Below are 22,964 nucleotides of genomic sequence, written 5' to 3'. Positions count from 1 at the left end.
GGTGGTGGCCCTGCCGGTGCCGGTCGGGCGGGGGATTTACGGCTGGCCGGCTGGTTTCCTGCGGGTGAGGGTTTTCCAGCGTGCCTGGAGTCCCCACTTGGTGACGTTGATCATTGCTTCCACCACAATGTTGCCGCTCATTTTGGAGGCGCCGAGTTCGCGTTCCACGAAGGTGATGGGCCGTTCCTCGATCCGCAGCCCCATCCGGGACACCCGCCAGGCCAGGTCCACCTGGAAGCCGTAGCCCACTGAGTCCACCTGGTCCAGGTTCAGCTTTTCCAGCGTGGTACGGCGGAAGGCACGGTAGCCGCCGGTGACGTCCTTGATCTTCAGGCCCAGCATCAGCCGCGCGTACGTGCTGCCGACCCGGGAGATCGCCTGACGGTAGAGCGGCCAGTTCACTACGCTTCCGCCGGGGACCCAGCGCGAGCCCATGGCAAGGTCGGCGCCCTGGTCGATGGCCTCGAGGAGTTGGGGAAGCTGTTCGGGCTGGTGGGAACCGTCGGCGTCCATTTCCACCAGGACGTCGTAGCCGGCATCCAGGCCCCACTTGAAGCCCGCGATGTAGGCGGCGCCCAGTCCTTCCTTGCCCTTGCGGTGCAGCACGTGGACCTGGGCGTCCTCCGCGGCGAACCCGTCGGCGAGTTGGCCGGTGCCGTCGGGGCTGTTGTCATCCACTACCAGCACGTCCGAGTCCGGAACTGCTGCACGGAGCCGCTGAAGCGTTATGGGCAGCGACTCCAGCTCGTTGTAGGTAGGGATGATGGTAAGGACGCGCACAGAGAGCCTTCCTGGGAGGGAGCAGTCGGTGCACCCGCTGGCCAGCGAAACCGCCGGCGGGCGCAGCTACCCATTATAGGGCGCCGGGTATGGGGGTCAGGAACGCAAGGCAGCACTGGCGAACAGCTCCAGGCCGTCCCTGACCGTCTGGAGGCAGACCGGGTCCGCCCCGGTGTCCAGCGCCGGCAGCAGGGGTGTGCGGGCCCGGGGGTCGGTGCTCCAGGACTGGACCCGGCCGTCGGCCACCTGGACCATCAGTTCTTCAACCTCCCAAACGGCGAAGCTGGCAGGCGCGCCCGGTACCAGCTGCCCCGCCATCGGGTTGGCGTACCTGGCTGCCCGCCACCCCGCCCGGGTGTGTCCGAGGAATGCTGCGCGCGCCGAAATCCGTTCATCCTCATTGTGGTGCTCCAGGCACGCGCGGACACTGGACCAGGGCCGCAGCGGCGTCACGGGGCTGTCACTGCCAAAGCAGACAGGAACACCCGCCGAGTAAAGGCTCGCGAAAGGGTTCATGGACCTGCTCCGCTCCCCCAGCCGCTTCTCGTAGAGACCGCCGGGGCCACCCCAGGCAGCATCAAAAGCAGGCTGGGCACTGACGGTGACGGAGTATCGGGCCAGTGCTTCAACGGCAGCGGCGTCCACTATCTCGACATGTTCAAACCGGTGGCCGGCAGCCCGGATCCGCTGCTCACCTACCTCGGCAGCGGCACGCTTCAAAGCCTGCAGGGCGGCATCCAGGCCGGCATCTCCGATAATGTGGAAGCCGCCTTGGACACCGGCCATCGAGCAGGCTGCCAAGTGGGCCGCCGCCTCATCCACGCTGAGGTAGAGGCTGCCGGTTTCGTCGGCTGCGTCGGTGTAGCCGGATCTCAGGGCTGCCGTCCGGGATCCGATGGAGCCATCGATGTTCAGGTCTCCTGCCAGCCCCCGGACGCCAGGGCCCAGCCCGCCAAGGATCCTGCGGGCGTGCTCTTCGGACGTTGCCAGCTCACCCCAGTACGGCAGAACTTCAGGCGTTGGGGTGCCCTCGCCGGTGCTGTTGTTCCAGGTTTGCGCCACGCTGAGGTCCTCGGCCCCGCCGATGTGCGGGGCCCCCATCTCCACCAGTGCCACGTAGCCGTGGGAGGCGGCTTCGGCCAGCGCACGGCCCTGGTGGCGGCGGAGTACTGCTTCCGGCAACCTGCGGGCTTCATGCCGGGCAGCTGCATGCGCTGCCCGCGTGACCCTGGCGCCGCCGTCGAACCCCTCCAGGCCGCGAAGAGCTGCGGCGTCTGCCAGCATCGGGGAAACCAGTGCGGAGTGCACGTCGACGCGCGAGAGGTACACAGGCCGTCCGCGCGACGCGCGTTCCAGTTCCTCCGCGGCCGGCAGCGTTGAGTCACTCCAGCTGGTCTCGTCCCAGCCGTGCCCGATGACCGGACCGTCACCGGGCGCTGCGGCCACAGCATCCAGCAGTTCCCTGGCCGAGGAAACGGCCTGCAGTGCCAGGGAATCCAAGGCAATGCCGGTTTCTGTCAGGTGGGCGTGGGAGTCAACGAAGCCCGGCGCAACCAGGGCGCCGCGCAGATCGATGATTTCCATGGAGCCGTCAGCGATGGAAGAGGCCGCCTGTTCCGATCCCACCCAGGCCACAGTGTCGCCGTCCACCAGCATGGCCGTGGCAAAGGGGTCTGCTGCGGTGTAGACCGATCCGTTGCGGTAAAGGACGGGGCGGCGGGATGCGGAAGGGGCTCCGGACAGCGGCGCAGGGCTGGGCATGGAAGGCAAACTCCTGGGGTTGGTGCCGGCGGGCGGCCGGCGGGGATGTCAGAGGACGGAGGAATAGGCCACGACGCCGCGGCGGATCAGCGAGATGGCCTCGGAGCACAGGCGCGCCAGGCGCGGATCAAGGCCCGGAATCTTGGCGAGCTGGTCCAGCAGGTCAACCACCTGCTTCACCCACCTGACAAAATCCCCTGCGGCGAGGTCGGTGCCGCTCAGGACATCCTGCAGGTGCCGGCCGCGGGCCCACTTGTAAAGCGGCCACACGAGGCCCAGTTCGGGCTCCCCGGTCAGCGGCAGCTTGTTTTCCTCTTCCACATCCTCCAGGGCTGACCACTCCCTGACCACGATGTCCACTGAGGTCTCCAGCGAAATGCTGGGCATCCGCGGCCTGAGCCCGCGGTCCTCGCGCTTGGCCTGGTAAACCAGGACGCTGGCAAGGGCAGCAATTTCAGCGGCGTCCAGGTCATCAAAGGCGCCCAGCCGCAGGGACTGGGAAATCAGCAGGTCCTTTTCGCCGTAGATGCGGCGCAACCGGTGGCCGTCCCGACTGATGGTCAACCTGCCGTCGCCCGCGGGCTCCAGATAGCCGTAGGAGGACAACACGTCACAGACGCGGTCAAAGGTCTTTGCGATGGTGTTGGTTCGGCCCTGGATCTGCCGGACCAGGCCATCGGTTTCGCGCCGAAGCTTCCACCAGCGTTCGGACCAGCGGGCGTGGTCTTCCCGTTCGCTGCACCCGTGGCAGGGGTGGGCGCGGAGGGCACGGCGGAGGTCCGCGATGCGCTTTTCCTGGTTGGGCAGGGCAGTTGCGAGGCCAAAATCATTGTTGCGGTTGTTGCCCGGCGCAGGAGGCCGGTTCTCCCGCAGCGCGTTCCGGGCCGAGGACGCCAGGTCCCGCCGCGACTTGGGGACTTTGGCGTTGAAGGACTTGGGGATGCGGATGCGCGTGACCGGCGAGATGGGCCCTTCCAGGTCATCGTTTCCGATCCGGCGCAGCTGGTTGTCCAGTGTCAGCACAGCAGGCCGCGGCTCCCGGCTGCTGTGGTCCGAACTGAGTACGATGGCCGGTCCGGGCGCCCTTCCGCCGGGCACGTTTACCACGTCGCCGGGAAGCAAACGGGCCAGCGAATCATCGTTAAGCGACTTGCGGGCCCGCGACTTGGTCCGGGACGTCATGTTTTCGGCATCGGACAATTCACGGCGGAGCCGGGCGTACTCGGTGAAGTCGCCGAGGTGGCAGGTCATCGACTTGGCGTATCCGGCCAGCGATTCCTCCCGGCTGCGGACCTGCTTTGCCAGGCCCACCACGGAACGGTCCGCCTGGAACTGGGCAAAGGAGGATTCCAGGATTTCGCGGGCCCTGGCACGGCCGAACTGGGCCAGCAGGTTGATGCTCATGTTGTAGGTGGGCCGGAAACTTGAGTTCAGCGGGTAGGTGCGCCGGGACGCGAGGCCCGCCACCGCCGTCGGGTCCGTACCAGGCTGCCACAGCACCACGGCGTGGCCTTCGACGTCGATGCCACGCCGGCCGGCGCGTCCGGTCAGCTGGGTGTACTCGCCGGCAGTGATGTCCACGTGGGCTTCACCGTTGAACTTGTCCAGCTTCTCCAGCACCACCGAGCGTGCGGGCATGTTGACGCCCAGGGCCAACGTTTCGGTGGCGAAGACTGCCTTGACCAGACCGTCCGCGAAGAGCTTTTCCACCACTTCCTTGAACGTGGGCAGCATGCCGGCATGGTGGGCGGCGAAACCCCTGAGCAGTCCGTCACGCCAGGTCCAGAAACCCAGCACATCCAGGTCATCCGGCGGAATGTCGTGGCCGGCCTCGTCCACCCTCTGCGCGATGATCCTTTGCTCCTTCTCCGTGGTCAGCCACAGCCCGGAGCCCACGCACTGGGCCACGGCGGCGTCGCAGCCGGCACGGGAGAAGATGAAGGTGATGGCGGGCAGGAGGTCCATCTTGTCAAGGCTCGCGATCACCTGGGGCCGGCTGGCGCGGCGCACGCCGCGCTCCTCGCCGCCCCGGCCGGGCCGGTCATTGCCGCGCCTGCCCCGCTGCCCGCGGCCGCCGGGGCCGGACCCGGCCCGGAAACCCTCCATGCTTTCGCTTCTTGCCACCGTCAGGAGGTCCGGGTTGACATCGAAGCCGCGCCCCTTGGCGTTGTCTTTCCTGCCGTCCCTGGCCGGTACTTCCCCTGGTTCGGCGCCGACCGGCGGAGCGATCTCATCGAAAGTGGTTTCCCCGGCGAAGAGGTCCATGATCTGCCGCCCAACCATAACGTGCTGCCACAGCGGTACGGGCCGGTGCTCCGAAACGATGATGTCCGTGTCGCCGCGGACGGTGTCCAGCCACGCCCCGAACTCTTCGGCGTTGGAGACGGTGGCGCTGAGCGAGGCCACCTGTACCTCGCTGGGCAGGTGGATGATGACTTCCTCCCAGACGGCGCCCCGGAAGCGGTCCGCGAGGTAGTGCACCTCGTCCATGACCACGTAGCCCAGGTCGTCCAGGGTGGCCGAATCAGCGTAGAGCATGTTGCGCAGGACTTCGGTGGTCATAACCACCACTGGAGCGTCACCGTTGATGCTGGTATCCCCGGTGAGCAGGCCTACCTTGCCGGCGCCGTACTTTTCGGTGAGCTCAGTGAACTTCTGGTTGCTGAGTGCCTTGATGGGCGTGGTGTAGAAAGCCTTGAGGCCGCGCTGCAGCGCAAGGTAGATGGCGAACTCGCCCACGATGGTTTTGCCGGCCCCGGTGGGCGCTGCCACCAGGACTCCCCTGCCCTCCTGCAGTGATTTGCAGGCCTGCCGCTGGAAGTCATCCAGCTCGAAGTCCAGGGTCCGGATAAAGGAACCAAGGTAGGTGGCTGCTTCTGCCCTTCGTTCCGCGCTGGCCCGGTATCTCTCGGCGGGAGAGAGCTCCTCGGGATCGCTGGGTCCGGCGGAGAATGGGCCAGAAGAGAACGGCCCGGCATTGGAGGACATATACCAAGCCTAACGGGCGGCTAGAGGTTCTTCAGCTCACTGCCCGGGGTGGCGATATCCGCTGTTGCCTCGGTCTCGGCCATCCGCTTCGCCTGGCGGCGGTCGCGGCGCTTGTCATTCATCAGGCAGATGCCAATGGCGGCGAAAAAGAGCACCAACAGGGGGCCGGCCAACATAAACATCGAGATGGCATCCGCCCCGGGAGCGGCGATGGCGGCGAGCACAAACACCAGGAACACGGTGATGCGCCAGGCCTTGAGGATGGTGCGGCCGGAGACGATGCCCGCCATGTTAATGCCCACCAGCACCACGGGCACCAGGAAGGCGAGGCCCAGCACCAGCACCATGCGTGTGACGAACTCAATGTACGTCCTGGCGTCGATGACGCTGGAGGAGCCCTCCGGTGTGAACTGGGTCAGGGCGTGGACAACCTGGGGCACCACGAGCCAGCCTGCCCAGATTCCGGCAAGGAACAACGGAACAGCAGCGGCCATGTAACCCAGCGTGTAGCGGCGCTCCTTGGACGTCAGGCCCGGCGTGATGAACGCCCAGAGCTGGTAGATCCAGATGGGGCTGGAAATGACCACGCCTATGAGGAGCGACATCTGGAGCTTGAAATCGAACGGGGACGCGATGCTCCCGAAGTTGATTGCGGCTAGCCCGCCGGTCTGCTCCGAGATGCGGTTGACCGGCTCGGCCAGTGCCTTCAGCAGCGGGTCGTAAAGTATCCAGCCTCCGATGCCGCCAATGACGACGCCGATAGCCGACTTAATCAGCCGGTTTTTCAGCTCTTTGAGGTGGTCCCAAAGAGCCATCCGCCCTTCGGGGTTGGCTTTACGGGACCGCGACAGTGCCACTGGGGGTCAGGCGCGGTTCGACGGCGGGACGTCAGTGCCGTCTGTCGGCTCACCGGGCTTCGCCTGGGGGTGGTTGACGATGGTGCCTTCCACCGGTCCTGAGGCGTTGGTGGTGGTGTCGGTCTTGCCGTCGTTCTTCATTTCCTTGACCTCGGATTTGATGATCCGCATGGACTGTCCAAGGCTGCGCGCCATGGCCGGAAGCTTGGGTGCGGCAAAGAGAAGCAAAGCGACGATGATGATAATAACGATGGGCCAAGGGCCCTCAAAGAGTCTTCCCACGGGAAATCCTTTCCTCTACGTACATCCTACTTCTATGTGAAGTCGAGATCGCCGAGCGCCTGCGGTTGGCCCCGGTCTGTCTTGCGCTGCACCCGCCGAAGGCGGCGTTGTTCCCGGCGGGACCACTTGGATGCCTCGTAATCATGTCTCATGAGGGCGGGCGAGGCAAAAACTGCTGAGCCCGGCTGGGGCCCCGTGGTGTGCGGAGCATCCTCTTGTTCAACGGGGCGGAGTTGACCGAGTTTTTCGCCTGCCGCGCTGAGATCCTTGACGGTCGCCATGAACTGGCGGAACAGCCGGATGCCCAGCAGGACATAGAAGAGCAGCGAGAGCGCAACGAGCGCCACCCATATCAGGATCCAGGACCACCAAGGCATGCTGAGAAGTCTAGCCGCCGTAGCTTGCCAGGGATGCAGCGAGCCATGTGCGGGCCGCCTCTGCCAGGTCCGCGGGAGCAATGATTCGTGCGGAACCGCCGTGCTGGGCCACGAACATGGGCAGCCAGTCGGTGTTGCCGAAACGGATCTCGGCCACCAGCCCGCCGTCGTCGAGCTCGGCAGTGCGCTCCGCGTAGTAGTCATCGGCGAGGCCCCTCCCCTGCCTGGTGAGCTGGACGGTGACCACAGTATCGTCGTCCGTGGGTGTGAAGAGCTTCGCGGGCGCGCCTTCTGACGGCATGGTTCCAGCCGGCACCGGACGGCCGTTGGGGTGGACCTCCTGTACCCGGTCCAGGCGGAAATTCCTCAAGCCCGACACTGAGTGGCAGTAAGCCTCGAAATACCAGGTGTTGTCCAGTGAATACAGGCGCAACGGGTCCACGTCCCGCTCAGATACTGTGTCCCGCTGCGGGGACAGGTAGGTGAGGCGCAACTGGGACCGGGACGCGATGGCCTGCCGCACGGTGTCGTGGACAGCGGCGTCGGCAGGCGCGATTTCCGGGCCCGCCAATGAAGCCGCCCGCAGCCCTTCCTCGCCGGCGGCCGCCAGCAGTTTGAGGGTCACCGATTCCAGGGCGCCGCCCTCCGCTATGCCAGGCAGCCCGTTGAGTGATTCCAGGCCGGTCAGCAGGGCGCAGGCTTCCTCGACCGTGAAACGGACGGGTCTTTTCAGGTCCAGGTCCTGCGTGATGTAGACGTGGTCGTTTTCCCACTGGATGTCCAGGAGATCATCGGGGTAGCCCTCCGGAAGTCCGGAGCAGATAAGAATCTGCAGGTCGTCCTCCAGCTCCTTCCGGCTGATGCCGAAGTGCTGGGCGACATCCTGGATGTGCAGGCCCTGGTTATGCACCAGGAAAGGGACCAGTTGAAGCATGCGCTTGAGCTGGTCCTCCGAGGTGCGGGCACGGACAGGCCGGGCCGGCGCAGCGCCAAAACTGAACGTGGGAACGGGCGCATGGCTGAAGTCGGCAGCGGCATGGAGCCTTCGCCGGACCGCGTCAACGAGTTCGGCGGGAGCCACGGCGCGGGCGTCAGGGCCGTATGAGGCGAGCTCTTCGGCGAGGGCCTCGGGGTCCCTGAACGGGAGGCTGAGCCGCTCGTAGCCGGCAGCAGGCTGAGGCCAGGGTTGGCTCGCCTGCGCGGCGTCGGGTGCCGCAGCGCGGCGCCGCAGGGCCAGGAGGCGTCCCGCACGGACGTCCACGACGGCGGTGCGCAGCGGCAACTCGGGCAGGCGTTCCAGTTCCTGGCGGATATTGAAGTCGCGCGGAGGAGTGAATTGCTCCCGTTCCAGGGTTCCCACAGCGCTGGTGAAGCGGGAGAGCCGGAAGTGGCGGGGAGCCTTCCTGCCGCGGTCATAGCCCATGAGGTACCAGTGGCCGAAGCGGCTGCCGAGACCCCAAGGCTCCACGGTCCGTGGCTCCTCCGCACCAGAACTCCCGGCCAGGTAGGTGAAGGTGACCGGGTGCTTGGCATGCATGGCGGCAACGAGGTCATCGAAAGCCTGGCCTGCGGGCTTGATCCGCGGCTGCACGCCGGGGGGCAGCTGAACGTCGGACACCGCACCCGATGCCTGCAGTTTCCTCAGCGCGCTCCGGGCGGCGGTGCCGAGCGCGGCCCGCTCCCAGAGCTGGGATGCCAGGAGCAGGACTGTCCACTCCTCCGGGCCCAGTTCCACGTCCGGCAGGCGGTTGGACTCCTTGCCGATCCGGTAGCGGGTGGTGGCGGGATCGTCCTCGCTCCAACCCAGGTCGGTCAAGGTCTCCACGTCAAAGCCGAAATTGCGAAGATCCGCTTTGTCCCGCTCGAACATCCTGCCGAAGGACGCCTCTGTGCCGGGAACGCCACGGTAGACAGTTTCGCGCAATTCGCTGCGGCGCAGTCCGTACCTGGTGTTGAGCAGTGCGATCAGCAGGTTGAGGAGGCGTTCAGTACGGGATGCGGACACTCTGGTTACGTTACTAAACTCCGGGCCGGAACGCAGGAAGCGCGGCAGTTGCAGGACATTGGGGTCCTGCAACTGCCGCGCTCCTGGCTGCTGGCGGAGCCTGGGTCAGCGCACCGCTACGAGGTCAACCACGAAGATCAGGGCTTCGTTCGGGGCGATGGCTCCGCCGGCGCCGCGGGATCCGTACGCCAGCTCAGAGGGGATCTCCAGGCGGCGACGGCCGCCCACCTTCATGCCCAGGAGTCCCTGGTCCCAGCCCTGGATGACCTGGCCAACGCCTACGCGGAAGTCCAGCGGTGCGCCGCGGCCCCAGGACGCGTCGAATTCTTCGCCGGTGGACCAGGCAACGCCTACGTAGTGAGTGGAGACGGTGTCCCCGGCCTTGGCTTCACGTCCATCTCCCTCAATGAGGTCGGTGATCACGAGTTCCGTGGGGACCTCGCCCTCCGGAAAATCGATCTCGGGCTTCTCGCGGTCAAATTCCCGCTGTCCAAATGACATGGTTGCTCCTAGGTGTCTGGCAGATGGTGTGCTGCTGTTCGATGCCACGGCGAAGGCCGGGCCTGTTGCCATTGTTGCTACTTGGCTCCGAGGATGTCCACTACGAAGACCAGGTCGCCCTTGGCCTCGCCCTGGCCGGCGTCGCCGTATGCCAGGTCCTTGGGGATGACCAGGAGGACGCGGGAGCCTACGGTTTTCCCGGCCAGGCCCTGGGTCCAGCCCTTGATCACGCCGGTGAGCGGGAAGGTGGCCGGCTGGCCCCGGTCGAAGCTGGAGTCAAACTTGGTTGCGCCCGCCAGGGTGACGCCCACGTAGTTGACCGTCAGGGTGTCGGTTTCCTTGACTGTGGCGCCGGTGCCCTTGATCAGGTCCTGGGAAACGAGGGCTGTGGGAGCCGCAACACCTTCGGTGGAGATCTCGGGGACGCCGTCTTTCTCAGTGACGGTGGGCAGCCCGGCAGGCGGGGTCACAGTTTCACCTTCAGGCTTCTCCAAGGCAGGCGTCACGTCGGAGGCCGACAGGATCTTGATGATCAGCAGCTGGGTGGGCTGGGCCGGAGTGGACGGGGCCGGGCTGGCACCGTCCGAGGGGCTGGGGGCGGCTGTACCCTGCTGGCCCGGCACGGCCAGCGCAAGGCTGGAGCCTACCTTGGCGCCCACAAACGCGTTGTAGATGACCTCGCTGCCGGTCTTCAGTTCCTCGTTCAGCTCAAGGGGCTCGGGCTCTTGGGGAAACGTGTCCTCCAGAGTTGTCCCGTCGGCGCCGTTCAGGGCGACGATGGAAATGTTGGCGACCTGGTTGGCCTTCACAGGATCGCCGCTGCCCTCAGCGACCACCTTGATGGTGGGGTCAGCCACTTCCAGCGGCTTGTCGAATTCCACGCCAGGGGCCTTTTTGTCCCCATTGTCAGTCAGTTTGAGGGAGTCGAACTTCGCAGTCTCGCCAGCCGGTTTGCTGGTGGGTTCCGGCTCCGCCGATGAACCGCCGCAGGCGGTCAGCAGCAGCAAAGCGGGAAGAAGGATTGCTAGTAGTCGGCGCACGTAAGAAAACTTTCGTCGGGGCAGGATGGAATCGGCGATCCGCAACTGGGCGGGCAGCACCGCGAGGCCCTTGTTAAAAGGCCTTATCCAGAATAGCCCCTCAACCTGAGTGTCAGCCCATAGAGTCCAGCAGGGCATCCACCCGGTCATCCACGCTGCGGAAGGGATCCTTGCACAGGATTGTCTGGTGGGCCCGGTCATTCAGCTTCAGGTGCACCCAGTCCACGGTGTAGTCCCGGCCCAGTTCCTGCGCCCGCCGGACAAAATCACCGCGGAGTTTTGCGCGCGTGGTTTGCGGCGGTGCATCCACGGCGTCCTTGATCACCGTATCGTCCACGATCCGGCGTACTGCCCCGCGGGACTGCAGCAGGTAAAACAATCCGCGGCTGCGGGAAATGTCGTGGTAGGTCAGGTCCAGCTGGGCTATCCGTGGGGCGTCCAGGCCCAGGCCGTGGCGTTCGCGGTAGTTGTCCATCAGCTTCTTCTTGATGGCCCAGTCGATTTCTGTGTCGATACTTCGGGTGTTACCGCTTTCGATGGCCTTCAGCGTCCGCTCCCACAGGTCGAGGATCTGCGGAACGTGCGGGTTGTGTGCGCCGTGCTCCTTGACGAAGGCCGTGACCTTGCTGAGGTACTCCTGCTGGATCTCCAGTGCCGTCAACTGGCGCCCGTTGGCCAGGCGTACCAGGGCACGGCCGCTGAGGTCGTGGGAGATTTCGCGGATGCTGCGGATGGGGTTTTCCATCCGCATGTCCCGCATGATCACCCCGGCTTCGATCATGCGCAGGACCAGGTCCACCGTGCCAACCTTCATCAGGGCGGTGGCCTCGGACATGTTCGAGTCGCCCACAATAACGTGCAGCCGCCGGTAGAACTCGGCGTCCGCGTGCGGCTCGTCCCTGGTGTTGATGATGGGCCGGGACCTGGTGGTGGCGGAAGAAACCCCTTCCCAGATGTGGTCTGCACGCTGGGAAAAGGCGAAGGTGGCCCCATGGGGGGTCTTGAGGATCTTCCCGGCACCGGCGATAAGCTGCCGGGTGACCAGGAAGGGAATCAGGATCTCAGCGAGCCTGGAAAACTCCCCACGCCGGGGAATCAGGTAGTTCTCGTGGCTGCCGTAGGAGTTCCCTGCCGAATCCGTGTTGTTCTTGAACAGGTAGACAGTGCCGTTAAAGCCCTCCGCAGCGAGCCGGGCCTGGGCCTCGTCCACCAGGTCATCGAGGATCAGTTCACCGGCCCGGTCGTGGGCGATGAGCTGGGCGAGGTCGTCACATTCCGCGGTGGCGTATTCGGGGTGGGATCCCACATCCAGGTACAGCCGGGAGCCGTTGGTCAGGAAAACGTTGGAGGACCGGCCCCAGCTGACCACTTTCCGGAAGAGGTACCGGGCCACCTCCTCCGGGGCAAGAGGCCTCGAGTCGGGGCTGGAATACGAAATCCCGAACTCCGTTTCGATACCGAAGATTCTCTTGTCCATGTGGTCCTCCTAGGCCAGCAGTGCAGTTATTTCCGCGTCGTCCAGCCGGCGGAATGCGCGCCGCGAGCCGCGTGTACTCTCGGACTGCCTCTCCAGCACGGCAACCTCCAGGGCAGCCGCGGGGAGCGCCTTCGGCTGCTCCTCCGTTTCCGTTGCCGGGACGAGCGCAGCCATGGCGAGCCTGAGGGCGTCCCCGAAGCCCAGTGAACTGCGCCAGCCCTGATCGATGACTGACGAGACCTTGTCCGCTTGTCCGCCCATCACCACGAACTGGTGTTCGTCGGCGATGGATCCGTCAAACGTCAGGCGGTAAAGGTGGTCCTCAGCCTGTGTTGGACCTACTTCGGCCACCGCCAATTCAACCTCGAAGGGCTTTTGTTCCGCGGTGAACACGGCACCCAGGCTTTGGGCATAAACACTGGCGAGGCCGCGGGCGGTGACGTCTTCGCGGTCATACGAGTAGCCCCGGACGTCTGCATAGCGCACGCCGGCCTGGCGGAGGCTTTCGAATTCGTTGTATTTTCCGACCGCGGCGAACGCGATTTTGTCGTAGATCTCGCCGATCTTGTGCAGGGACGGCGACGGGTTCTCGGCCACCAGCGCGATGCCGTCCGCGCAGCTGATCACGGCGACGGACCTGCCGCGGGAAATGCCCTTCCGTGCGAAATCCGCACGGTCCTTCATCAGCTGTTCGGGCGATACATAAAACTGCTGGGTCATCTCAGGCCTCCCGTCCGGCGTTGGTGCGTGCCTCGATGACGTTCCCGGCTGCGGCAGCGAGTTCGTTCTCAGCCACGCGGCGGGCACCGCTCCTGTCCACGGTATAAATAACTGGCCATAGCTTTCGGACGGTGTCGGGGCCGCCGGTGGCGGAATCGTCGTCGGCCGCATCGTAGAGGGCCTCGACGGCCACCGAGACGGCTTCGGCCGCACTAAGGTTGGGCCGCCACAGCTTCTTCAGCGCACCCCGGGCGAAGACTGAACCGGAGCCCACCGTGTGGTGTTCGTGCTCCTCGTACCTTCCGCCAGTGACGTCGTAGGAGAAAAGCCTCCCGACGCCGGCGCTCGTATCGAAGCCTGCGAAGAGCGGCACCACGGCGAGCCCCTGAAGGGCAAGGGGCAGGTTACCGCGGATCATCGCCCCGAGCCGGTTGGCTTTGCCTTCGAGGCTGAGCAGGGTGCCCTCGATCTTCTCGTAGTGTTCGAGTTCCACCTGGAACAGCCGGGTGAGGTCGATGGCGATGCCCGCGGTACCGGCGATGCCGAGGACGGAGTAGCGGTCAGCGGGAAAAACTTTTTCAATGTGCCTGCTGGCAATCACGTTGCCCATGGTGGCCCGCCGGTCCCCGGCCATCAGCACACCGCCGGCGTAACTCATCGCGACGATGGTGGTGGCATGCGGTACCTGCAGCGGAGCGGCGCCGGGTGTCCCGGCTTGGAGTCCCCTGTTGTAGGGCAGGAGTTCAGGCCGGTCCCGTTGCAGATGTTCGGTAAAGGACGAGGTGGCGTTGGCGGCTACCTGGTTGGCGGTTGATTCCTGCACTCATGCACTCCTTGAACGTAATTCTTCAACGTCGGTACAGATTCCGGCCGGCCGCGGCTTCCGCCACCCTCCGGTCCGGGTTACTGGCCGCCTTTTTGGACGAAGGCGCGCACGAACTCCTCGGCGTTGGATTCCAGGACTCCGTCAATTTCATCGAGGAGGTCATCAACGCCTTCAGTGGCTGCTGATGCCTGTGCCTCGGGCGGCGCCGGGGGTGCCTCGGGAATGTCCTCGTCGACCTGGCTGTCGCGCGATTGTGGCTGCTGCTGCTCCTGGCCTGCCATTGTTACCTCTCCCTTTCGTGTCATCGGATCCGGCGGATCCTCCGATATGCCCATCCTGCCACGAAGCGGGCCTTCCGGCGTGGTTTACGCCGCAGGCGGAGCGGTGGGGTGTCCCAGAAGCTCCGCGAGGAATGGGCCTGCCTCCCGGTAGCGTTCGAACAACGCTCCGGTCAAGGATTTGGTTCCCCGCAGAGGCTCCCGGGTGGGCACGCGCTGGAGCCTGCCGTAGCCTGGAACGTCGAAGATGACGGAGTCCCAACTGGCCCCCACCACGTCCTTGCCAAAGCTGCTGATGCACTTGCCGCGGAAGAAGGCCCGGGTGTCCGACGGCGGCTGTGCGACGGCCGCGGCGATCGCGGCGTCATCCACGATCCTGTCCATCCGGTTCCTGGCGAGGAGACGGTAGTAGAGGCCTTTCTCGGGCCTGATGTCCGCCCATTGGAGGTCGATCAGCCCGAGCCTGGCATCGTTCCACTCAAGTCCGTCGCGGTCGCGGTAGCCCTCGAGGAGCGAGAGCTTGGCGACCCATTCCACGGAGCTGGCCGCAGCCTGCCGGTCGTTGTCCAGCTGGGTGAGGACGGTGGCCCACCGGTCCAGGACGTCATGGGTATGTCCGTCGCCATCCACTGCATCACCGACGCCGGTGTCCTGGGCCAGTTTTGCCGCTGCTTCGTGATACATCCATTGCACGTCAAGGGCTGTCACCCGCCTGCCGTCCAGAAGCCTGACTGTGGCAGAAAGGGAGGTATCGTGGCTGATCGCCTGCAGGGCGGGAACGGGTTCGTGGACCTCAATCTTCGGCGCGAGCCCGGCCTCGATGAGGCTGAGGACCAAGGCGGTGGTCCCGAACTTCAGGTAGTTGGAGACCTGGCTCAGGTTGGCGTCGCCAATAATCACGTGCAGGCGCCGGTATTTGTCCGCCGTTGCGTGCGGTTCGTCCCTGGTGTTGATGATGGGACGCCGGATAGTGGTTTCCAGGCCCACTTCGGCTTCGAAGAAATCGGCCCGCTGGCTGATCTGGTAGCCCGGGGTGGACGCGTCCTGTCCGATCCCCACCCGCCCGGACCCGCAAAGGACCTGGCGGGTGACGAAGAAAGGGGTCAGGCCCCGCACGATGTCACCAAACGGCACCGACCGCGGCATGAGGTAGTTCTCGTGGGAGCCGTAGGAGACGGACTTGTTGTCCGTATTGTTCTTGTAGAGGTTCACCGGCGGCAGGTCCGGGTCCGCCGCCAGCCGGCGGACCGTGGCGAGGCCGACGAGGTCGCCCGCGGCATCCCAAGTGACTGCATCGCGGGGATTGGTGACTTCAGGGCTTGAGTACTCCGGGTGGGCGTGGTCCACGTACAGCCTGGCCCCGTTGCCGAGGACCATGTTCATCAGCAGGGTGCCGGACTCGTCCTGCCCGTCGAGCTCCAGTTCCTCCCGGCCATAGGCGAGTGCCACCGCCTCCGCATCCAGTACGGGTGGCTGGTCCGTCAGCTGGCTGGGGTGCGCGGAGCCCCTGTCCACGGTCCACCCGCGGGCATCGTGCAGGGGTTCCTCATCCGTGTAGTCCCACCGGGTTTCGGCTCCGCCGGCGGCACGCTGGCGCGTCACCTGGGCATAGGCCTGCACCACACGGGCGCTCATCATGGTCGCGTTCGCGGACGGGGCGGACGGGGCATGGATGCCGTACTCGGTTTCTGCTCCCATGACACGCATGGCCCCGCCCACGGGGAGGGCGCCCCCCACGGCGGGTTCCTGCGCTGCCGTCATAGATACTGCCCTGTGGTGGGCATCGTTTCGATGGACTTACCTGGCTCCTGGCCCGCTTTGCCCTGGACGATGGTGCGGATGTACGTGATCCGCTCGCCCTTCTTGCCGGAGATGCGTGCCCAGTCGTCCGGATTGGTGGTGTTGGGCATGTCCTCGTGCTCGCGGAATTCGTCCACCACAGCCCGGAGCAGGTGTTCGATCCGGAGCCCCTTCTGGTGTGTGGTCAACAGGTCCTTGATGGCGTACTTCTTGGCCCGGTCAACAACATTCTGGACCACGGCGCCGGAATTGAAGTCCTTGAAGTACAGCATCTCGGTGTCACCGTTGGCGTAGGTGACTTCCAGGAACTCATTCGACTTGTCCGTTGAGTACATGGCTTCCACTGTGCGCTGGACCATGGCGTCCACCGTGGCCTGAACGTCGCCGTTGTGCTCGGCGAGGTCGGACTCGTGGAACGGCAGGTCCGTGGTGATGTACTTGTTGAAGATGTCCGCCGCGGCCTCGGCGTCCGGGCGGTGAATCTTGACCTTGACGTCCAGCCGGCCGGGCCGAAGGATGGCGGGGTCGATCATGTCCTCGCGGTTTGAGGCGCCAATGACGATGACGTTGTCCAGGCGCTCCACGCCGTCGATTTCGCTCAGGAGCTGGGGCACGATGGTTGTTTCGACGTCGGATGAGATTCCCGTGCCGCGGGTGCGGAACAGCGAGTCCATTTCGTCGAAGAACACCACCACTGGGCTGCCGTCCGATGCCTTCTCCCGTGCACGCGAGAAGATGAGGCGGATGTGCCGCTCGGTTTCGCCCACGTACTTGTCCAGCAGCTCCGGGCCCTTGATATTCAGGAAGTAGCTCTTCAGGTCCACATTCCCGGAACGCTCTGCAGCGCGGGCCGCAAGCGAGTTCGCCACGGCTTTGGCGATGAGGGTCTTGCCGCAGCCGGGCGGGCCGTAGAGCAGGATGCCCTTGGGTGCCTTCAGGCCGTGTTCCCGGTAGAGGTCAGGGTGGAGGAACGGCAGTTCGACGGCGTCGCGGATCTGTTCGATCTGCGGCCCGAGTCCGCCGATGTCCTCGTACGTGATGTCCGGAACCTCTTCCAGGACCAGGTTCTCTACCTCGGACCGGGGGACTTTCTCCAGCGCGTATCCGGTCCTGGAGTCGATGGAGAGGGCATCACCCACCCGGAGCTTTTCGGCCAGGAGTGCGCCGGAAAGCCGGACCACGCGCTCTTCATCGGCCCGTCCCACAACGAGGACGCGGTCGGCCCCGAGCATCTCCTTCAGTGTGGCCAGCTCGCCGGCGCGCTCGTAGCCAAGACCGGCCACAACGAGAAGGGCCTCGTTCAGGAGCACTTCCTGGCCCACCGCGAGCTGGTTGATGTTCACCAGCGGGCTGATGCCCACCCGCATCTTCCGCCCGGCGTTGAAGATGTCCACCGATTCTTCCGTGGCGGCCTGCCCGCTGTTCCCCGGCGAGGGTTGCCGCCGCGGGTTCAATTGAAGAATGGTCCCGAAGCTGTAGGGAGGCTGTTCTTCCTGGTCCAACGCGTTCTTCAGCCGGAGAATCTCAGCCTTCGCGGCCTCGAGCATGCTGACCAGCTTGGTGTTGTTCTGCGTGGCCGCAGCCAACTGGCGGTCAATGTGCCTGAGCTTGTCCCGAAGGATGTTGACCTGGCGGTCCGCAACCGAGAGGTCGGCGGCGGACTGCTCTGCCGGTGTACGTCCGGAGTCCTGGTTTGGCGTCTCCATGATGTATCAGCCCCTTCCTGCTTCTATAAAGACCTTAGCCCCAAGATGGCAGGTAGGGAGGGAGACTCCCGAAATATGGACTAGATCTTGATCTAAGGTGTGTCCTTGACGTTCGTGCCTGCAATCGCGTCCCTGGCGGCGCGTCGGAGCTTCTTGTCGGACACCAGCCGCTCCCCCACCGCACCGGGCGTCCAGGCATTCACATCTTCTTCGTTGAACTCGGTTTTGGAGGGGCGGCGCTTGACGGAGATGCCTGTGACGCCGTCGGCCAACCGGCGGGTGACCAGCAGGAATCCTGTGTGGGCCACCATCCGGTGGTCCGGCCGGACCGCCAGGCCTTCGAGGTGCCAGCCGCGCACCATGGACTCCCATGCGTCGGGTTCAGTGAACCGGCCGTCGGCGCGAATGGCCTCGGCGGTGCGCGAGAGCTGGGTGACGGTGGCGACGTAGTTGATCCAGACACCGCCGGGTGCCAGGACCGTGGCCACAGCGTCCAGGCATTCCCACGGGGCGAGCATGTCCAGGACCACGCGGTCCACGGAACCGGGTTCCTCAGTCCGGACAACTTCCTCCTGGAAGTCGCCAAGCGTGATCTGCCAGGCAGGGTGGGGACCACCGAAGATGGTCTCGACATTTCCGCGGGCGATATCGGCGAATTCTTCACGCCGCTCGAAGGAATGCAGGTAGCCGTTGTCCCCGACCGCCCGCAGCAGCGAAATGGACAGGGCGCCGGAACCTACCCCCGCCTCCACCACGCGCGCACCCGGAAAAATATCCGCCATGGTGACGATCTGGCCGGCGTCCTTGGGATAGACAACCGCGGCGCCGCGGGGCATGGAGAGGACGAAATCGGAGAGCAGCGGGCGCAGCGTCTGGTACTGCTGGCCAACGTTGTTAACCACTACCGAACCGTCAACCTTGCCGATGATGTCATCGTGTTTCAGGAAACCGCGGTGGGTGTGGAACGCCCCGCCGCTTTCGAGGGTGATCGTGTTCATGCGTCCCCGCTCGTCAGTGAGCTGGACGCGTTCGCCCTCCCGGAAGGGCCCGCGCCGACGGGCAGCTCCCACCGGCTGCGAGGCGACGGGGCCAACACCTGGTTGTGCTGCCGCGGCGGCTTCGTTGACGGCAGTTTCGCTGCTCATGATTTTCCTCGCTCCTGTAAAACTGTTGCGCGCCCGCGTGAACGTCAATATGGCGTTAGGCGGTGGCGGCGGCAATGCACTGCCGGCTGGTAACTCTACCGGTTCCTGCCCTGCCGGCGCCCATCCGGCCTTGGCCGCCTGCCGGTCATGGCCGTCAGCACGGCGTCCTGCGAGAGGAGCCCCGTCACCTTGCCGTTGTGGTCAACAACGGCATAGTCCCGGCCTTCGAGCTGGGACAGGAAATGCAGGAGCTCCTGCCCTTTCGACCATTCGGGCACGTAGGCCCCGGCGGCAAGGGAGTAGGACACCGCACTCAGTGGAGTCGACCCGGCCGCGGCAGGCGGCACGGACTGCAATGCGGCTGGATCCACGATGCCCTGCGGCCGGCCGTCCGCGGCGCAGACCACTACGGCGGCCGACGACGGAGCTCCCATTTGGAGGGCCTCCTGGACTGACGCCGTGGCCGGCAACCCCACGGCCGGCGTCGACAGTCCTGCCGCACTGACAAGGTGCAGGCGCCCCCGCAGCGTTCCTTGCTGGATCGCCGCTGACGCTCCCATCCACAGGAAGCCGCCCACCAGGACGGTGATCATCAGCAGGCTGAACTCGGGCGAATCGCCGGCAAGCAGCGGGCGGAGGAGGAACCAGTAACCCAGCGCGATCACGATCACGCGGCCGCCCCATCCGGCCGCCACCGTTCCCTTGGCCTGGCTGCCGGTGGCCTTCCAAACGACCGATTCGACCAGCCGGCCGCCGTCCAGGGGCAGCCCGGGCAGGACGTTGAAGACCCCAATGAGGAAGTTCGCCCACATAAAGATGTTGGTGAGGATTTCTGCGACACTGCCCATGGCGGCACTGTTGAGCAACAGCCATGCGCCGCCGGCCAGGACAAAGTTCGCGGCGGGGCCGGCGAGGGCCACCAGCACTGATCGCCACGGCGTGGCCGTGAAGCTGTCGAACTGGGTGTGCCCGCCCCACAGGTTGAGCACAATTTTCTGCGTGGGCCAGCCGTAGATTTTGGCCGTCAGGGCGTGGGCCAGTTCGTGGACCAGAACCGAAACGAGCAGCAGTACAGCGTAGGCGAAGGCGACCAGGTACGCGCTGGCACCCAGCGCCGGGTTGCTCCGGTCGAGGACCGGCCCGTAGACAATGACCGTGAACGCGGCGATGACGAACCAGGAATAAGCCAGCACAACGGGGACTCCGGCAATCCGTCCCAGCGGTATGCCCTCCCTGCGGACGGGAGCGGCTGTCTCAGTCATGGAACGTCACGGGCGATCCGGCCCCTTCGTACCGCGCCGAGCCAATCCGCGCCGCCTCGAAATCTGGGGCGCCGTCCTGGACGGAGCGGGCCAGGACAAGGCCTTCAAGGTCGGCCAGCGACCGTCCGGCCAGCGAATCCCACAGTGTGTACCGCTCATCCTCCGGCAGCGGGACGATATGCGGAATCGCAACGGTGGGAACGCCGGAGGCGACAGCGGCCGCGACTCCCGGCGTCGAGTCTTCGAGGGCAACACAATGTTCCATGGCAAGGTACGGATCGGATTCCTGGAGCAGTTCGACTGCCGTCAGGTAGGCCTCCGGGTGGGGCTTTCCCTGGGCCACGGTATCCCCGGTTACGAGGACCTCGAAGTAGGGCCGGGGAAGGCTGGCCACCACTTCCCGGGCGAGGGGCCCCTCGGACATGGTGACAAGGGCGCACCTCACACCGGCCTGGTGCAGGTCTTCGAGCAGTTCGCGGGCTCCGGGTCGCCACGGCACCTGCCGCCGGACACTTGCCACTACCTCGGCGGTGAGGTGGTCGATGATTTGGCGTACTTCCAGGTCCACCCCGGCCTGCTGGAGGAGCCCGGCGGAGAACGTCAGAGACTGGCCCACCAACTGCATGGCCTGCTCATGCGACCAGGATCCGCCATGGGCTTCAACCAGCGCATGTTCCGCCGCGATCCAATAGGGCTCCGTGTCCACTATGGTGCCGTCCATGTCCCACAGGACGGCTTTGAGCAGGGAAGGTGGGGCTGGTTGTCGCATTCCCCCAGTCTACGGGGACAGCCTGAATGGGGGCTGTGGCTACGCCGTCGGCGAATACGGTGCTGTTACCGCCTTTTCCGGCACGGACAGCGCATTTTTCGGCGCTTCATTCAATGCATGACCCCGCTCCTTGGACGTAGGGTGAAGAAATGAATAGCTTCGAGGGAGACAACACTGAACCGGTGGCGGGACCCGCCAGCGAACGGTTCCTGCAGCCTGTGCCGGACGGGCAGCGTGTGACAGTGATGCTTGCCGCCTTTGAAGGCTGGAATGACGCCGGCGAGGCCGCAAGCGACTCGCTGCGGTATCTCAACAAGCTCTGGGGCGGCAAGAAGGTGGCGTCCATCGACGCCGACGAGTACTACGACTTCCAGTTCACCCGGCCCACCGTTCGCAGGAACGCTGCCGGTGAGCGCAAGATCAAATGGCCCTCCACGCGCATCTACAAGGCCAGCGCACCCAACTCCAACGTGGACGTCATCTTTGTCCAGGGCACGGAGCCGTCCTATAAATGGCGCGCATACACGGCTGAACTCCTGGTGCATGCCGAAGCGCTGAACGTTGACTACGTCATCCTGGTGGGCGCACTGCTGGCAGATGTTCCGCACAGCCGGCCCATTCCTGTGAGCACCTCCTCTGATGACGGGCCGCTGCGGGAACGGATGAACCTGGAAGCGTCACAATACGAGGGGCCGGTGGGGATTGTGGGAGTCCTCTCCGAGGTTTCGCTGCTGGCGGGCATCCCCACGGTCTCGCTGTGGGCCGCCGTTCCGCACTACGTGGCGCAAGCTCCCTCGCCGAAGGCACAGCTGGCGCTCCTCCACCGCATCGAAGAGCTGCTCCAGGTGCCGCTGGACACGCACGAGCTGGCAGAAGAAGCGGATGCCTGGGAACGCGGCGTGGACGAACTGGCCACTGAGGATCCGGAGATTGCGGCCTACGTCCGGCAGCTTGAGGAGGCAAAGGACACCGCCGATCTTCCAGAGGCAACCGGGGAGTCCATCGCCCGGGAGTTCGAGCGTTACCTTAAGCGCCGGGGCCAGGACCGCCCCTGAGAGCTCTCCGGGGACCGGACCTGCGCTGCCCCCGGGGACCGACCCCGGGGCTGGCGTCAGAGACGGATTCCGAGGAGGGCATCGACGGCGTCCCGAACGAGTGCCTCGTCCTCACGGCTGCCAGGCGTTCCTGCTGAGTTGGCCTGTCCTGCCCAGCGGGTGACGGCGGCAACGGCGGCGGGTGCGTTGAGGTCGGCGGCCAGGGCTGCACGCATCTCTGCTATCAGGACAGAAGCCGAGCCGGCGGGAGCCAGGGGCAGCGCTTGGCGCCAAGCGGCCAGGGCCGACTTTGCGGCGTCGAATCCTTCGTCAGTCCAGGACCAGTCCGAGCGGTAGTGGTGTGCAAGGATGGCCAGGCGGATGGCCGCGGGGTCCTCCCCGGCGGCGCGCAGCTTCGAGACCAGTACCAGGTTGCCTTTGGACTTGCTCATCTTCTCGCCATCCAGGCCTACCATGCCGGCGTGGGCATAGTGCTTTGCCAGCGGAACGCCGGCCAGGGAATACGCGTGGCCCGCCCCCATCTCATGGTGCGGGAAAATCAGGTCGGACCCGCCGCCTTGCACTGTAAAGGGCGAGGGCAGGTACTTCTGGGCGATCACGGTGCACTCAATGTGCCAACCGGGCCGGCCTGCTCCAAGGCTGCCGCCGGGCCAGCCCGGCTCGCCCTCCCGCTTCACGCGCCACAACAACGGGTCCAGGGCCTGCCGCTTGCCGGACCGTCCCGGATCCCCGCCGCGTTCGGCGAAAAGCTCGAGCATTTCACTTTCACCCAGTCCGGAGATGGAACCCAGTGTCCAGGCGCCAGGCGAGACAGACTGCTTGCCGGCCGCTTCGACGTCATAATAAACGTCGCCGTCCGGCTCGCCGTTGGTGCCCTCCACCTTGTAGGCCAGCCCGAGGCTGACAAGGCGTTCCACCTCCGGAACGATCAACGGGATGGATTCGACGGCGCCCACATAGTGGTCCGGCGCCAGAACGTTCAGCGCTTCCATATCCGTCTGGAAAAGCTCGATCTGGCTTGCCGCCAGGTCCCGCCAGTCCACCCCCGTGGCCGTGGCGCGTTCCAGCAGCGGATCATCCACGTCCGTCACGTTCTGGACGTAGGACACATCATGCCCGGCATCCCGCCAGACCCGGTTCAAAAGGTCGAAGGCCACGTAGCTGGCAGCGTGCCCCATATGGGTGGCGTCATAAGGGGTGATGCCGCAGACGTACAGCGACGGCTGCCCGTCTGCTTCCAGGGCTACCTCGTGCCCCACAGCGGTGTCGAACAACCGGATGGCAGGCATGCTGCCGGGCACGTCGGGAACAGGGCGGGAGATCCAGGATTTCACA

At 65.4% G+C, this 22,964-nt stretch carries 20 protein-coding genes; 1 reads left to right on the top strand and 19 read right to left on the bottom strand.

Going from position 1 to position 22,964, the window contains the following annotated elements; all coding sequences use genetic code 11:
- Positions 1–36: 36 nt before the first annotated feature.
- The 18 genes from AC5RVY_RS10635 to AC5RVY_RS10550 form a co-directional block, all read right to left on the bottom strand.
- Positions 37–780 (bottom strand): polyprenol monophosphomannose synthase, encoded by a 744-nt coding sequence (locus AC5RVY_RS10635; protein WP_493954662.1) that lies wholly within the window; start codon positions 778–780, stop codon positions 37–39.
- A gap of 96 nt (positions 781–876) precedes the next feature.
- On the bottom strand, positions 877–2,541 hold the full coding sequence (locus AC5RVY_RS10630) for an amidohydrolase (protein WP_493954661.1): 1,665 nt from the start codon (positions 2,539–2,541) through the stop codon (positions 877–879).
- A 48-nt stretch (positions 2,542–2,589) separates the two neighbouring features.
- Positions 2,590–5,529, bottom strand: a complete 2,940-nt coding sequence (locus AC5RVY_RS10625; protein ID WP_493954660.1) for a DEAD/DEAH box helicase — start codon at positions 5,527–5,529, stop codon at positions 2,590–2,592.
- A 20-nt stretch (positions 5,530–5,549) separates the two neighbouring features.
- On the bottom strand, positions 5,550–6,344 hold the full coding sequence (gene tatC / locus AC5RVY_RS10620; RefSeq protein ID WP_493954659.1) for a twin-arginine translocase subunit TatC: 795 nt from the start codon (positions 6,342–6,344) through the stop codon (positions 5,550–5,552).
- Positions 6,345–6,392: 48 nt separating this feature from the next.
- Positions 6,393–6,668 (bottom strand): Sec-independent protein translocase subunit TatA, encoded by a 276-nt coding sequence (gene tatA, locus AC5RVY_RS10615; protein WP_493954658.1) that lies wholly within the window; start codon positions 6,666–6,668, stop codon positions 6,393–6,395.
- Positions 6,669–6,700: 32 nt separating this feature from the next.
- Positions 6,701–7,045: a hypothetical protein gene (locus AC5RVY_RS10610; RefSeq protein WP_493954657.1), complete on the bottom strand. Its 345-nt coding sequence runs from the start codon at positions 7,043–7,045 to the stop codon at positions 6,701–6,703.
- Between the two features lie 10 nt (positions 7,046–7,055).
- On the bottom strand, positions 7,056–9,050 hold the full coding sequence (locus tag AC5RVY_RS10605) for a helix-turn-helix transcriptional regulator (protein ID WP_493954656.1): 1,995 nt from the start codon (positions 9,048–9,050) through the stop codon (positions 7,056–7,058).
- Between the two features lie 105 nt (positions 9,051–9,155).
- Positions 9,156–9,551 (bottom strand): FKBP-type peptidyl-prolyl cis-trans isomerase, encoded by a 396-nt coding sequence (locus tag AC5RVY_RS10600; RefSeq protein ID WP_493954655.1) that lies wholly within the window; start codon positions 9,549–9,551, stop codon positions 9,156–9,158.
- A gap of 77 nt (positions 9,552–9,628) precedes the next feature.
- Positions 9,629–10,591 (bottom strand): FKBP-type peptidyl-prolyl cis-trans isomerase, encoded by a 963-nt coding sequence (locus AC5RVY_RS10595; protein ID WP_493954654.1) that lies wholly within the window; start codon positions 10,589–10,591, stop codon positions 9,629–9,631.
- 112 nt (positions 10,592–10,703) lie between these two features.
- On the bottom strand, positions 10,704–12,068 hold the full coding sequence (gene pafA, locus AC5RVY_RS10590) for a Pup--protein ligase (RefSeq protein WP_493954653.1): 1,365 nt from the start codon (positions 12,066–12,068) through the stop codon (positions 10,704–10,706).
- Between the two features lie 9 nt (positions 12,069–12,077).
- The gene (prcA, locus tag AC5RVY_RS10585; RefSeq protein WP_493954652.1) at positions 12,078–12,788 is read right to left on the bottom strand and encodes a proteasome subunit alpha; all 711 of its coding nucleotides are present in this window, start codon (positions 12,786–12,788) and stop codon (positions 12,078–12,080) included.
- A 1-nt stretch (position 12,789) separates the two neighbouring features.
- Positions 12,790–13,611 (bottom strand): proteasome subunit beta, encoded by an 822-nt coding sequence (prcB, locus tag AC5RVY_RS10580; protein ID WP_493954651.1) that lies wholly within the window; start codon positions 13,609–13,611, stop codon positions 12,790–12,792.
- A gap of 80 nt (positions 13,612–13,691) precedes the next feature.
- Positions 13,692–13,895 (bottom strand): ubiquitin-like protein Pup, encoded by a 204-nt coding sequence (locus AC5RVY_RS10575; protein ID WP_159825709.1) that lies wholly within the window; start codon positions 13,893–13,895, stop codon positions 13,692–13,694.
- Between the two features lie 84 nt (positions 13,896–13,979).
- Positions 13,980–15,653, bottom strand: a complete 1,674-nt coding sequence (dop, locus tag AC5RVY_RS10570) for a depupylase/deamidase Dop (RefSeq protein WP_493954650.1) — start codon at positions 15,651–15,653, stop codon at positions 13,980–13,982.
- Positions 15,650–17,398 carry a proteasome ATPase gene (gene arc / locus AC5RVY_RS10565; protein WP_493954649.1) on the bottom strand — a complete coding sequence of 583 codons (1,749 nt, stop codon included), beginning with the start codon at positions 17,396–17,398 and terminating at the stop codon, positions 15,650–15,652. Before arc ends, dop begins: the two co-directional genes overlap by 4 nt.
- A 92-nt stretch (positions 17,399–17,490) precedes the next feature.
- Positions 17,491–18,543, bottom strand: a complete 1,053-nt coding sequence (locus AC5RVY_RS10560; protein WP_493954648.1) for a tRNA (adenine-N1)-methyltransferase — start codon at positions 18,541–18,543, stop codon at positions 17,491–17,493.
- A 95-nt stretch (positions 18,544–18,638) separates the two neighbouring features.
- Entirely contained in the window at positions 18,639–19,805 is a 1,167-nt protein-coding gene (locus AC5RVY_RS10555; RefSeq protein ID WP_493954647.1) for a site-2 protease family protein, read from the bottom strand.
- A complete protein-coding gene (locus AC5RVY_RS10550; protein ID WP_493954711.1) occupies positions 19,798–20,526 on the bottom strand; it encodes an HAD family hydrolase in 729 nt (242 codons plus the stop codon). Before AC5RVY_RS10550 ends, AC5RVY_RS10555 begins: the two co-directional genes overlap by 8 nt.
- Positions 20,527–20,723: 197 nt before the next feature.
- Between AC5RVY_RS10550 and AC5RVY_RS10545 the strand changes: the two genes are divergently transcribed.
- Complete coding sequence (locus AC5RVY_RS10545; protein WP_493954646.1) at positions 20,724–21,629, top strand: PAC2 family protein; 906 nt, start codon at positions 20,724–20,726, stop codon at positions 21,627–21,629.
- 56 nt (positions 21,630–21,685) lie between these two features.
- Here the strand turns inward: AC5RVY_RS10545 and mshC are convergent, their stop codons facing one another.
- Complete coding sequence (mshC, locus tag AC5RVY_RS10540) at positions 21,686–22,963, bottom strand: cysteine--1-D-myo-inosityl 2-amino-2-deoxy-alpha-D-glucopyranoside ligase (protein ID WP_493954645.1); 1,278 nt, start codon at positions 22,961–22,963, stop codon at positions 21,686–21,688.
- Between the last annotated feature and the right edge of the window lies 1 nt (position 22,964).

The sequence above is a fragment of the Arthrobacter sp. Ha26 genome (assembly GCF_059091705.1).
This window is presented reverse-complemented; position numbering and strand designations above follow the sequence as displayed.

Coding starts and splice junctions, on each gene's coding strand:
- AC5RVY_RS10630 (WP_493954661.1), bottom strand. CDS start 2,541: ATGCCCAGCCCTGCGCCGCTGTCCGGAGCCCCTTCCGCATCCCGCCGC.
- AC5RVY_RS10625 (WP_493954660.1), bottom strand. CDS start 5,529: ATGTCCTCCAATGCCGGGCCGTTCTCTTCTGGCCCATTCTCCGCCGGA.
- tatC (WP_493954659.1), bottom strand. CDS start 6,344: ATGGCTCTTTGGGACCACCTCAAAGAGCTGAAAAACCGGCTGATTAAG.
- AC5RVY_RS10610 (WP_493954657.1), bottom strand. CDS start 7,045: ATGCCTTGGTGGTCCTGGATCCTGATATGGGTGGCGCTCGTTGCGCTC.
- AC5RVY_RS10600 (WP_493954655.1), bottom strand. CDS start 9,551: ATGTCATTTGGACAGCGGGAATTTGACCGCGAGAAGCCCGAGATCGAT.
- pafA (WP_493954653.1), bottom strand. CDS start 12,068: ATGGACAAGAGAATCTTCGGTATCGAAACGGAGTTCGGGATTTCGTAT.
- prcA (WP_493954652.1), bottom strand. CDS start 12,788: ATGACCCAGCAGTTTTATGTATCGCCCGAACAGCTGATGAAGGACCGT.
- AC5RVY_RS10575 (WP_159825709.1), bottom strand. CDS start 13,895: ATGGCAGGCCAGGAGCAGCAGCAGCCACAATCGCGCGACAGCCAGGTC.
- dop (WP_493954650.1), bottom strand. CDS start 15,653: ATGACGGCAGCGCAGGAACCCGCCGTGGGGGGCGCCCTCCCCGTGGGC.
- arc (WP_493954649.1), bottom strand. CDS start 17,398: ATGGAGACGCCAAACCAGGACTCCGGACGTACACCGGCAGAGCAGTCC.
- AC5RVY_RS10560 (WP_493954648.1), bottom strand. CDS start 18,543: ATGAGCAGCGAAACTGCCGTCAACGAAGCCGCCGCGGCAGCACAACCA.
- AC5RVY_RS10555 (WP_493954647.1), bottom strand. CDS start 19,805: ATGACTGAGACAGCCGCTCCCGTCCGCAGGGAGGGCATACCGCTGGGA.
- AC5RVY_RS10550 (WP_493954711.1), bottom strand. CDS start 20,526: ATGGACGGCACCATAGTGGACACGGAGCCCTATTGGATCGCGGCGGAA.
- AC5RVY_RS10545 (WP_493954646.1), top strand. CDS start 20,724: ATGAATAGCTTCGAGGGAGACAACACTGAACCGGTGGCGGGACCCGCC.